11 protein-coding genes are annotated in these 10,562 nt (G+C 67.4%); 6 read left to right on the top strand and 5 right to left on the bottom strand.

The annotated features are described in order from the left end of the window. Positions 1 to 60: 60 nt before the first annotated feature. Positions 61 to 387 carry a hypothetical protein gene (locus L810_RS38615; protein WP_021163569.1) on the bottom strand — a complete coding sequence of 109 codons (327 nt, stop codon included), beginning with the start codon at positions 385 to 387 and terminating at the stop codon, positions 61 to 63. A gap of 502 nt (positions 388 to 889) precedes the next feature. Between L810_RS38615 and L810_RS38610 the strand changes: the two genes are divergently transcribed. From L810_RS38610 to L810_RS38600, 3 genes are read left to right on the top strand one after another with little or no spacing between them, the layout of a single operon-like run. Next, the gene (locus L810_RS38610) at positions 890 to 2,311 is read left to right on the top strand and encodes a cytochrome ubiquinol oxidase subunit I (protein ID WP_021163568.1); all 1,422 of its coding nucleotides are present in this window, start codon (positions 890 to 892) and stop codon (positions 2,309 to 2,311) included. A 41-nt stretch (positions 2,312 to 2,352) separates the two neighbouring features. Continuing rightward, complete coding sequence (gene cydB / locus L810_RS38605) at positions 2,353 to 3,360, top strand: cytochrome d ubiquinol oxidase subunit II (protein ID WP_021163567.1); 1,008 nt, start codon at positions 2,353 to 2,355, stop codon at positions 3,358 to 3,360. After that, entirely contained in the window at positions 3,332 to 3,514 is a 183-nt protein-coding gene (locus L810_RS38600; RefSeq protein ID WP_042978028.1) for a hypothetical protein, read from the top strand. The genes cydB and L810_RS38600 overlap by 29 nt, the downstream gene beginning before the upstream one ends. A 144-nt stretch (positions 3,515 to 3,658) precedes the next feature. On the opposite strand, the gene L810_RS38595 is transcribed toward L810_RS38600, so the two are convergent. Next, a complete protein-coding gene (locus tag L810_RS38595) occupies positions 3,659 to 4,354 on the bottom strand; it encodes a hypothetical protein (protein WP_021163566.1) in 696 nt (231 codons plus the stop codon). A gap of 100 nt (positions 4,355 to 4,454) precedes the next feature. Here L810_RS38595 and L810_RS38590 point away from each other — a divergent pair, with 100 nt between their 5' ends. After that, on the top strand, positions 4,455 to 5,360 hold the full coding sequence (locus L810_RS38590; protein WP_021163565.1) for a LysR substrate-binding domain-containing protein: 906 nt from the start codon (positions 4,455 to 4,457) through the stop codon (positions 5,358 to 5,360). Between the two features lie 76 nt (positions 5,361 to 5,436). Here the strand turns inward: L810_RS38590 and L810_RS38585 are convergent, their stop codons facing one another. After that, positions 5,437 to 5,631, bottom strand: coding sequence for a YqaE/Pmp3 family membrane protein (locus tag L810_RS38585; RefSeq protein WP_021163564.1), 195 nt, complete (start codon positions 5,629 to 5,631; stop codon positions 5,437 to 5,439). Positions 5,632 to 5,785: 154 nt separating this feature from the next. On the opposite strand from L810_RS38585, the gene L810_RS38580 reads away from it, so the two are divergent. Then, positions 5,786 to 6,922, top strand: a complete 1,137-nt coding sequence (locus L810_RS38580; RefSeq protein WP_042978027.1) for a hypothetical protein — start codon at positions 5,786 to 5,788, stop codon at positions 6,920 to 6,922. Positions 6,923 to 7,012: 90 nt separating this feature from the next. Here the strand turns inward: L810_RS38580 and L810_RS38575 are convergent, their stop codons facing one another. Continuing rightward, a complete protein-coding gene (locus L810_RS38575) occupies positions 7,013 to 8,686 on the bottom strand; it encodes an alkaline phosphatase family protein (RefSeq protein ID WP_373453116.1) in 1,674 nt (557 codons plus the stop codon). Between the two features lie 317 nt (positions 8,687 to 9,003). Here L810_RS38575 and L810_RS38570 point away from each other — a divergent pair, with 317 nt between their 5' ends. Further along, positions 9,004 to 9,228 (top strand): hypothetical protein, encoded by a 225-nt coding sequence (locus tag L810_RS38570; RefSeq protein WP_027790361.1) that lies wholly within the window; start codon positions 9,004 to 9,006, stop codon positions 9,226 to 9,228. A 59-nt stretch (positions 9,229 to 9,287) separates the two neighbouring features. Here L810_RS38570 and L810_RS38565 read toward each other — a convergent pair. Next, on the bottom strand, positions 9,288 to 10,562 hold a 1,275-nt coding region (locus tag L810_RS38565), incomplete at its 5' end, for a DUF748 domain-containing protein (RefSeq protein ID WP_042978022.1).

Here is a 10,562-nt window from a genome sequence, read left to right as displayed (position 1 = left end):
AGCGCCAGCGCGGCCGGCACGCGCAGTGGTCGAAACAGGGATTTCATCGTCGCGCCTCCGTCACTGCGGCCGTGCCGGCACCGATCGCCAGCCCGACTTGCAGGTCTTCACATGCGGGTAGTAATGCTTCGACGCGTCGCAGTAGTACCAGACGTTCGCGTCGCCGTCGTCCTGCGGCTGCCCTTTCTCGACGTACTCGGGCGGCGGCCCCGGGTCGACGGGTACCGCGACGACGGGCGGCGGGTAGTAATAAGGCGCAGGGACGACGGGGTAGTAATACGGGTAGCCGGGGCCGATATAGACCCCGACCCGGGCGGCATGCGCCACGCCGCCCGTCGCGATCGCCACTGCGGCCACCGCGCCCAGCGCGAGCTTCAATCCATTCACGTCACGTTCTCCGGCTGGCGGTTCGTCGATGCGAACCCGACATACCGAACGCTACGCCGCGCGCGATCCGTCATCCATTACGGGCGCGCGCGCCAATGTTGCGCGGCGTTACCGATGTGACAGACCCCATCACCCGCGGCCCGCCGGCACGAGCGCGTGCGTTACGCGATAACGCACCGCAACGGTTCGGCCGCGCGCGGGCGCCGAGCGGGGCGGTGTCGCGCAGCGTTCGCGCCCGCATCGAACCGTTCCGATGACGCGACGCGCCATATTGACGCACGTGCGTCAGACCGCCACGCCGCGGCCGCGCGCGCCGCAAACAACCTTCTTGATACGAATCAACGATTTACCCCGGAATCGCGAGAGACGGGCTGGACATCTGCGACGAGTTGGCGCATTTCGCGGTGCAACATCGCGGCCCATACTCCAGCCAACCCCGACGCCCGTCCGCCGGGGTCCGCCGGCACCCGCCGGCGGGTATCGTCAGCCTCGGTCAACTGGTATGGACACCGCTCTTTCGGCCCTCGATCTGGCCCGCCTGCAATTCGCGTTCACCGTCTCCTTTCACATCGTCTTTCCGGCGCTGAGCATCGGCCTCGCCAGCTTCATCGCCGTCCTCGAATATCGCTGGCTGAAAACCGGCAAGCAGTACTACAAAACCCTCTGCCTGTTCTGGTCGAAGATCTTCGCGGTCGCGTTCGGGATGGGCGTCGTTTCCGGCGTCGTGATGAGCTACCAGTTCGGCACGAACTGGTCGGGCTTCTCGAGCTTCGCCGGCGCGGTCACCGGGCCGCTGCTGATGTACGAGGTCATGACCGCGTTCTTCCTCGAGGCCGGTTTCCTCGGCATCATGCTGTTCGGCTGGAACCGCGTGAGCCCGCGCGCGCACTTCGGCGCGACGCTGATGGTCGCGATCGGCACGCTGATCTCGACGTTCTGGATTCTCGCGTCTAACAGCTGGATGCAGACGCCGCAGGGCTTCGAGATCGTCGACGGCCGCGTCGTGCCGACCGACTGGTTCGCGATCATCTTCAACCCGTCGTTCCCGTACCGCCTGTTCCACATGGCGATCGCCGCGTTCATCGTCGCCGCGCTGGTGGTGGCCGCAACGGGCGCATGGCACCTGCTGAAGGGCCGCCGCGACAAGGGCGTGAAGAAGATGTTCTCGATGGCGCTGTGGCTGCTGCTCGTGCTCGCACCGCTGCAGGCCGTGATCGGCGACCAGCACGGCATCAACACGCTGAAACACCAGCCCGCGAAGATCGCCGCGATCGAAGGGCTGTGGGAAACCGAGAAGGGCGGCACCGCGCTCAACCTGTTCGGCATCCCGGACATGAAGGCGGAAACGACCCGCTACGCGGTGAAGGTGCCGCACCTCGGCAGCCTGATCCTCACGCACAGCTGGGACGGCGAGATCCGCGGGCTGAAGGACTTCCCGCCGGAAGACCGCCCGAACTCGACGGTCGTGTTCTGGAGCTTCCGGATCATGGTCGGCCTCGGCATCGCGATGATCGGCCTCGCCGCGCTCGCGTGGCTCCTGCGCCGCCGCGGCAGCCTGTATGAATCGAAATGGTTCCAGCGCTTCGCGCTCGTGATGGGCCCGACCGGCTTCGTATCGCTGCTCGCGGGCTGGGTCACGACCGAAGCGGGCCGCCAGCCGTGGGTCGTGTATGGCGTGATGCGCACCGCGCATGCGGTGTCGCCGCTGTCGGTGCAGCAGGTCAGCCTGTCGATGATGACGTTCGTGATCGTGTACTTCCTCGTGTTCGGCACCGGCGTGTACTACATGCTGAAGCTGATGAAGGCCGGCCCCGCGCTGCCCGACGTGAAGCACGACCCGAAACACGACATGCCCGACACGCGCCCCGATCACACCGCGCGCCGTCCGATGTCGGCCGTCGACGAGCTGATCGAGACCGTCTGAGCCCACCCCGGGTCCACCCCATTCCGCATACGAGAAAACCTATGGACGTCACCGTAATCTGGGCCGCGATCATCGCATTGGGGCTCTTCATGTACGTCGTGCTCGACGGCTTCGACCTCGGCATCGGCATCGTCTTCCCGTTCTTTCCGGACGAGAAGGAACGCGACCTGATGATGAACACGGTCGCGCCCGTATGGGACGGCAACGAGACGTGGCTCGTGCTCGGCGGCGCCGGGCTGTTCGCGGTGTTCCCGGTCGTCTATTCGACCGTGCTGTCGGCGCTGTACCTGCCGCTGATCTTCATGCTGGTGTGCCTGATCTTCCGCGGCGTGTCGTTCGAGATCCGCGCGAAGGCGCGGCGCACGAAGCAGCTGTGGGATCTGGCGTTCATCGGCGGCTCGGCCGGCGCGACGCTGTTCCAGGGGATCGCGCTCGGCGCGTTCCTGCAGGGCATCAACGTGAAGGACGGCGTGTTCGCGGGCGATGCCTTCGACTGGCTCACGCCGTTCAGCCTGCTGACCGGCCTCGGCCTGATCGTGACCTACGCGCTGCTCGGCTGCTGCTGGCTCGTCGCGAAGACGGAAGGCGACCTGCAGCGGCGCCTCCATCGCGTCGTGTGGCCGCTGACGCTCGTGCTGCTCGGCTTCATCGCGGTCGTCAGCCTGTGGACGCCGCTGCAGGACCCGGCCATCGCGCAGCGCTGGTTCGATTCGGGGCTGTTCTGGCGCCTGCTGCCGGTGCCGTTCCTGGTCGCCGCGTGCGCGGTGTGGATGCGCCGCGCGGTGCGCAACCGGCATGACATGACGCCGTTCGTGCTCGCGCTGGCGCTCGTGCTGCTCGGCTACGTCGGCCTGCTCGTCACGCTGTTCCCGTATGCGATTCCTCAGACGATGACGATCTGGGAAGCCGCGGCACCGCGCTCCAGCCAGACCTTCACACTGGTCGGCGCAGCGGTTATCCTCCCGATCATCATCGCCTACACGACGATGGGTTACTGGGTATTCCGAGGCAAGGTGCGCCATGAAGACCAGCATTACTACCACCACTGATTCCGCCGGGCGCTCCGCCGCCGCGGCCCCCCGGCCGCGGATGCGCGGCTGGATGTGGTTCGTCGTGCTGTGGGCCGGCGGCGTGATCGGCGCCGTCACGCTCGGGTACGCGTTCAAGATCTTCATGAACCTGACGCTGTTTGCGGTGAAGTAAGCCCCTTCCGCGTTGCACGCCGGAGCGCATGCCGGACCCGTTCCGCGCAATCCGCCTCCGGCGCGCCACCGTCGCCACCGGCACGCCGCCGTGGCGATCCTCCTCCCCGGCATTCACGCTTTCACGCGCCGGCGCGTGCCCCGCTCACTGCTCGCACTTCGTCGCGCACATCGCCTTGTCCACTTCCGCGAAAAACGCCTGGTAGTACTCGGGCTCCATGACGGTCTTGGTACGCGAATCGCCGGCGCTATCCCACACCGTACGATCGAATCGCGCCCGCACGATCGCGACGTGCGCGTCCCGCCCCGCCCGAACCGTCACGATCGCGGTCACGCGTTCATGATCGGGCTTCGTCGGCAGCATCCCGATGCGCGCCTTCAGCGCGCCGCGCAGCAGCTGACGCCACTTCGGGATCAGCGTGTCGCTGCGCCCCGCTTCCACCAGCCCCGAATCGCGATCGACCGTCACCGGCGCATAACCCTGCGCACGCAGCGCGCCGGCCACCGCGTCGAGCACGCGCGCCTGCGTCGCGTCCGCATAGCGGCGGTCGCTGAGCATGCGCAGCGTCTGCTGCTCGGCATCGGTCAGGTCGACTTCGGTCTGGCTCGAGCTGTAGCGCACCAGCGATCCGCCGTCGCCGATCTGCCGCTCGTTGGCGGGTTTCGTCGCGCATCCGGTCAGCGCCGCGAACAGTCCGGCACAGGCGAGCGCCAGCGCGCCGCGGCCGTGCACGGGCGGCACCGCGGCCAGGCGGTTCGTCGCACGACGTGCCGCGCGCCGGACGCGAAGACGGTGGCGAAATCCGGTTGCCCGGGCGTCGGGTGGCGATATGATCGTCATCGGGGCGTTCTCTCCTGTCGGCGCCATGATAGGGAGGCGCCCCGGCCGCCACAAACGACATTTTTTGACCCACTGTGTAGCTTTTCTTCGCGATCTCACGATGCGCCGATTGCCGCCCCTGAACGCGCTGCGCAGCTTCGAAGCTGCCGGCCGCCTGCAGAGCCTCACCCTCGCCGCCGACGAACTGAACGTGACCCAGAGCGCGGTCGCGCAGCAGATCCGCGTGCTCGAATCGTTCTTCGGGCAGAAGCTGTTCGAACGCGACGGGCGCTCGTTGCGGCTCACGCCGCGCGCGCGGCATTACCTCGTCGACGTCGCGAGCTGCCTCGGCCGGCTTGCGCAGGCGACGGGGCAGATGTTCGAGCCGGTCGGCGGCCATCCGGTGCGGATCAACACGTCGGTTTCGTTCGCGCACGGATGGTTGCTCACGCAACTGGCCGCGTTCCAGGCCGAGCATCCGGATATCGACGTGCAACTCGTCACGACGCCCGACACCGAGCGGGACCAGTTCGACGAAACCTGCGACATCGTCATCCGCCGCTATACGCCGGAGCTGCGCCGCAAGGGGTTTGTGTCGCGGCCGCTGCTCGCGACCGTCGCGGTGCCGGTGTGCGCGCCCGGCCACCCGGTGCTCGATGACGCACGCACGCCGGCCGACCTGCGCAACGCGCCGCTGCTGCATTACGCGGGCTTGCCGCAGGCATGGCAATACTGGTTCCATCAGGCGGGCTCGGTCGTCACCGAGACGCTGCGCGGGCCGTTCTATCGGGAGTTCTTCCTGATGACCAAGGCTGCCGCAAGCGGGCTCGGCGTGTGCCTCGCGCCGCGCGCGGTCGTGCGCGACGATCTCGAGCACGGGCGGCTCGTCGCGCTGTTTCCGGACGTCCACCTGGAAGGGCCGCCGTTTCATTGCCTGTATCGCGACGGCGGCGATGCGTCGCTGCGCACGTTCGTCGACTGGCTGTTCGCGCGGGCCGAGGCGCTGGAAGGGGCGCCGCCGGGATAACCGGCGACGCGCACGGCACTCGCCGCTTCCGCTGCCGGAGCGACGAAGCCCGGTATACGGGGGATCGCCCGGGCGCTTACTTTTGCCCGCGCAACGCGGCTTCGATCTTGCGATCGGTCTTGTACTGGCTCAGCGCATACACCGACCAGATCGCGGCCGGCAGCCAGCCGACGATCGTGATTTGCAGGATCAGGCAGATGATCCCGGCGATCGGGCGGCCGATCGTGAAGAACTGGAACCACGGCAGCAGCAGGGCAAGCAGAAGGCGCATGAACAAACCTCTCGGTGCGTCGTTGAACGGGTGATGCGTGGCGAATATGCCGGCACGGGCGACAGAATTCAAGCCGTTCGTCGCGATACCCGCCTGCTACACTCGCGCGTCGTCGAACGAAGCACGACGAGAACAACAACGGAGAAAGAGGGCAATGAACACCCCGTCGTCACACCACGGCCACGAGCCGCCCGCCATCACGCCCCCGAACAAGGCCCGGCACCGCTGCGCGGCCGTCGTGCTCGCCGCGCTCGCCGCCGTCGGCGTCGCGCACGCCGAAACGAAGCCGACGACGCGCTACGCAATCAACCTGACCGGCGACAGCGGCAGCGAAATCCCGCTGAGCAGCGAGCCCTACAGCTGGACCACGCACGACGGCAAGGTGCTGTCCCAAGGCGTGACCGATGACAAGGGGCATGCCGCCGTCGCTCGGCAGGCGGGCGAGACGCACTATGTGCTGGAGACCGTCAACACCCGCTGGATCTACACGGTCGACAACGCGTGCTGGGCGCGCCGCGACGCCGCCTTCGCCCGCTGCGCGAAACTGACCGACGCCGTCAACCTGGTCGCGAAGCGCATGGCCGACGACGCGCAAGACGAGCAGGCCGCGGCCGCCCGGCGCCGCGATGCCGCGCTCGCCCGTTACCGCGCGGCCGCGGCGGCCAACGACGACGAACTCGTGTGGCTGGGCCCGCTGCCGGCCGAATGGTCGAGGGACGACGTCCAGAAACAGCTCGACGACGTGTACGGCAAAATCAAGCACGAGCTCGACAATCTCGGCGATGCCGACATCGACGTGTCCCGCTTCGTGTGCAGGTCGCCCGACCAGATCGGCCCGGCTCCGGACCAGCAGGCCGTGATCGACTACATGAGCAGCCTGCGCGAACCCGGCTCGACGACGCCCGCGCAGTGGACGGCGCTCGTCGAGGCCGCGCGCAAGGGCAACTGGCTCGCGCGGCTGCAGATCTTCGTCGCGCTCGGCTCGCGCCCGAAGGACGACCTCGTGTCGGTCTACCGGCGTATCCAGCTGATGGGGTGGCTGCAGGCGAACCACGTCGGTGCGCTGTACACCTACTACCTGGGCGAACTCGCCGCAACCGGCTATTTCGAAGGGCCCGGCCCCGGCGCCACGTCGCCGATTCCGTTGTATGCGGCGATGCACGGCAGTTATGCGGCGATGAAACGCGCGGGCGATTCGCTCATGGCGCGGGACGAGCCGGACGTGCAGGCGATCGGCAAGCGCATGCACGATTGCGCGGTGCAGATGATGCCGGTGCTGTTCGCGAAGTAGACGCGGGCAGCACCTCGCTCGGCACCTCACGCGGCACACAGGCTGCCCGCCGCGCGGCCGGCGGCGGGCAGTCCTGCGGCGTCGCGTCGCTCAGCGACCGATACCGAGCCCCGGCAGCACGCCGGTATTCTCGGCCACCACCGCATGCAGCAGGCGCGGGTCGGCACCGAGCAGCCCGAGGATCGTCGGCGCGACCTGCTTCGTGCCGACCGTGTCGGTCACCGTGCGCGCGCGATGCAGGCCCGGATACGACACGAGCAGGCCGAGGTGGCTGTCGTCCGGCGCGTTGCCGCCGTGCTCCTCGTCCTTCTTCGTGCTCGACGTATAGATCACGCCCGGATTCGGCTGGACGACGATGTCCGGCGTGCGGCCGTTGGCCGGATCGCCGAACCGCTCGGCGAGCGCCGCGCCGTACAGGATGTACGCCTGCGGGCCATCCGCGCAGATCCCCGGCGCATTGCAGCCCAGGTTCGCCTTCAGCGTCTGCACGACGGCCGTGCGCTGGTTGCGGTCGCGCAGCCAGATCAGGCCGACGTCGTCGGTCTGCACGAAGCCCGTGCCGGCCAGGCCCGAACCGTCGTTCAGGTTGCCCGTCTTCGTGTTGTTCTGGCCGAAGTTGCCGTTCGGGTCGAGATAGTTGTTCGCTTCGAGCAGCTTCGTCAGCGTGTCGCCGTTCTTCACGAGCTTCGTGTGATCGGTCGGCGACTGGCCATGCTTCGACGTGACGATCACCGCCGTCGACGAATACAGGTTCGCCTGCTTCAGCGCCTCGACGACATGGCCGATCGCGTTGTCGACGTACGTGATCGCGTTCGCGACCTGCCCGTTCGGCGTGAAGTTCGCATCCAGGTAGCCGCCGCCCTTCGTCACCACCGCTTTCTGCGCGACGCTCAGCGTCTGGAAATCGGCGCCGAACAGCGTCGGCACCGGCGCGCGCTTCGTGCCCGTCGAGTCGCGGCCGTTGATCTGGTTGATCAGCGCCTGCACGTGCAGGTTGTCGAATTGCGCGGTATGCGAATAGACGTCCGTGTAGTCCGTCTGCGTCGCCGGGTCGATCGAGTTGATCTCGGTGCGCGCGAGATCGTCGACGCCGGTGCCCGACGGCCCGTTCAGCCAGTCATAGCCCCATGCGTGCTTGTCGGCCCACGCGGTGGTCGCGTTCGGGATGCCCGCCTTCACGGCCTCGAACACCGTGTTGGTCTTCACGTAGTTGTGCGGATAGACCGGCACGCACTTGCCGTTGACCTTCGCGTTCGGGATCGCCTGCGGATTGAATGCGCCGCCGCCGTTCAGGTGAACCAGCGCGCCGCCGTTCTCGGCGTCGATGCCGGTCGTCTCGTCGAACACGACGTTCCAGCCCTGCTTGCCCGTGCAGCTCGTGTCGCCCGGCGCGTACAGGTTGCGATCGTACGACACGTCGTAAAACAGGCCGGCCGTCTTCGGCGAGCCGCCGGTCACGAGCGCGGCGAGGCCCGGAAACGAATCCGACAGGCCGGGCGTATAGGCATTCGTGTAGGTCACGCCGCTCTTCGCGAGCACCGCGATATTCGGGCACGTGTTCGCGCCGATGCAGCGCGCGAGATCCTGCTCGTGCAGGCCGTCGATGCTGATCAGCAGCACGTGCTTCACGACGCGGTTCGCGTGGCCGCGGTCCTCGTCCTGACGGTTGCCGTCCTGCTGCGCCGCATGCGCGCTGGCGCCCGCGAGCGCCAGCGCGCCCGCCACCATCCCCACCCACTTCCGCTGCTTACCAAGGAAAGACATGATCACCCCACCTCATCGATTGACGTTGAACTGCGTGACTTGCCATCAGGCGCGCAAGAATATGGCTGCGCCGTGGGTCGCTCGCATGAAGCGGGGCTTTCTGTTTTCTATCAAACGTAACCAATCGCAAGTGACACGATGCGGTCGCAATCCAACGTGGCCCGGCGCACGTCGCGGACTCGCGCGCTCACCGGCAAGCACCGCCGCGGTGCATCGGCCAACCGTCCGCGGCGTCACCCGCCGCGCCATTTTTTTTCCGGCTTGGCGCGCGACTATTGGCGTGTGATAAAGGGTTTTCCCTGACCCGGAGCAAGAGCATGTCGACCCTGGAAGCCCTCCGGTTCGTGCTGGACGATGCACGCACCCCCGAAATCATTCGCCACCACGTCGTCGACGCGTTGCAGTACGCGTTGCGCAACTACGGACAGGTGTTCACCGCGAAGGAAGTCGAATGGCTGGCGCAGTGGGACGACGCACGTCTGCCGCTGGCCGCGAAGAAGGAATTGGGCAAGCGCGAGGAACCGGCGATCGCCGCGCGCTGAAGGCAGCGCGCCGCCGCGCCCGAACGGAGGAACGGGCGCAGCGGCGGCGGACGGCCTGCTTACTGCAGGCCGAAATCGACGCGGGTGGTGGCGCCCTTGTCGTCGATGCCCTTCGCATCGAGCTTCGGCGCGACGACGAACACGCGGCTCGAATCGATCTTCCCGTCGAGGTACTGGCGCACGGCCTGCGCGCGCTGCTGCGCGAGCGCACGCAGCGCGTTGTCGTCGGCCGGCGCGTGTTCGGCGAGCGCCTTCTTCATGTCGGCATCGGGCAGCGTCTTCTGCAGGCCGATCAGGTTGCGCGGCTTCTTGAAGTCGGCGGCCTTGTACGCGCGCGTCAGGTACTTGCTGTACTCGGCCGGCTCGACCTTCACCGACATCGGGTCGATGCTCTCGCCCTGCCCGATCACGTCCTTCAGCTTCTGCTGGCGCACCAGCCGCTCGACATACGCGTCGCCGAGCCCCGACGTGTCCTTCGCCGGGTCGACGCGGCCGATCAGGTCGAGGCGGATCGACGGCTTCTCGGTCAGCATCTTCACGACGGTGTCGAGCTTCTTCTGCTGCGCGTCGTCGAGCCGGTACGAGCCCGGCGCGAATTCGACGTAGCCGAGATCCTCGCCGCCGCTGCCGAACGCATGCGCGAGCAGCGAGAACGGCGACGTGACGGCCTTCGCGATCAGGTTCAGCACCGCGCGCCAGATCAGCCCGCCGACACTGAACTCGGGGTTCGACAGCGAGCCCGACACCGGCAGGTTCACGTCGATCTGGCCGCGCGTGTTCTTCAGCAGTGAAATCGCGAGCTTCACCGGCAGCCTGGTCGCCGTATCGTTCTCCACATGGTCGCCGAACGTGAGCTGGTCGATGAAGATGTGGTTGTTCGCCTTCAGCTGGTCGTTCGCGAGCTCGTAATGCAGGTCGACGTTGAGCTTGCCCTTCGTGATCGGGTAGCCCGCGTACTTCGCCGAATACGGCGTCAGGTTGGTCAGCTCGATGTCGTGCGCGGTCGCGGTGAGGTCGAGCGCCGGTTTCTCGATCAGCGGGTTCACCGAACCCTTGATCGAGATCGGCCCGTTGCCCGCGAGGTTCGCGGCGACGTCGACCGGCGCGGAGGTCGTCGAATCAGTGCCGAACGCGCCGACCGTGCCCTTGATCGCGACCAGGTTCGCCGTGTAGTTCGGCTTGATGAAGTTGTCGGTGTAGGTGACGCGGCCGTTCTGCAGCAGCAACTCGCCGAAATGCATCCGCACCGGGTTCTGCGGCGGCTGCGCGGCCTTCACGACCACCGTCGCCGACGCGGCGGCCGGCGCGGACGCCTGCTGCGCGGCGGCGGCCGA

The sequence above is a fragment of the Burkholderia sp. AU4i genome, assembly GCF_000466765.1.
Lineage (GTDB): Bacteria > Pseudomonadota > Gammaproteobacteria > Burkholderiales > Burkholderiaceae > Burkholderia > Burkholderia cepacia.
The sequence above is the reverse complement of the archived record's forward strand: the minus strand, read 5'-3'. Positions and strand labels throughout refer to the sequence as shown.

Bases quoted from the DNA above. Each gene is read 5' to 3' on its own strand.
- L810_RS38610 (WP_021163568.1), top strand. From the start codon at position 890: ATGGACACCGCTCTTTCGGCCCTCGATCTGGCCCGCCTGCAATTCGCG.
- cydB (WP_021163567.1), top strand. From the start codon at position 2,353: ATGGACGTCACCGTAATCTGGGCCGCGATCATCGCATTGGGGCTCTTC.
- L810_RS38600 (WP_042978028.1), top strand. From the start codon at position 3,332: ATGAAGACCAGCATTACTACCACCACTGATTCCGCCGGGCGCTCCGCC.
- L810_RS38595 (WP_021163566.1), bottom strand. From the start codon at position 4,354: ATGACGATCATATCGCCACCCGACGCCCGGGCAACCGGATTTCGCCAC.
- L810_RS38590 (WP_021163565.1), top strand. From the start codon at position 4,455: ATGCGCCGATTGCCGCCCCTGAACGCGCTGCGCAGCTTCGAAGCTGCC.
- L810_RS38585 (WP_021163564.1), bottom strand. From the start codon at position 5,631: ATGCGCCTTCTGCTTGCCCTGCTGCTGCCGTGGTTCCAGTTCTTCACG.
- L810_RS38580 (WP_042978027.1), top strand. From the start codon at position 5,786: ATGAACACCCCGTCGTCACACCACGGCCACGAGCCGCCCGCCATCACG.
- L810_RS38575 (WP_373453116.1), bottom strand. From the start codon at position 8,686: ATGTCTTTCCTTGGTAAGCAGCGGAAGTGGGTGGGGATGGTGGCGGGC.
- L810_RS38570 (WP_027790361.1), top strand. From the start codon at position 9,004: ATGTCGACCCTGGAAGCCCTCCGGTTCGTGCTGGACGATGCACGCACC.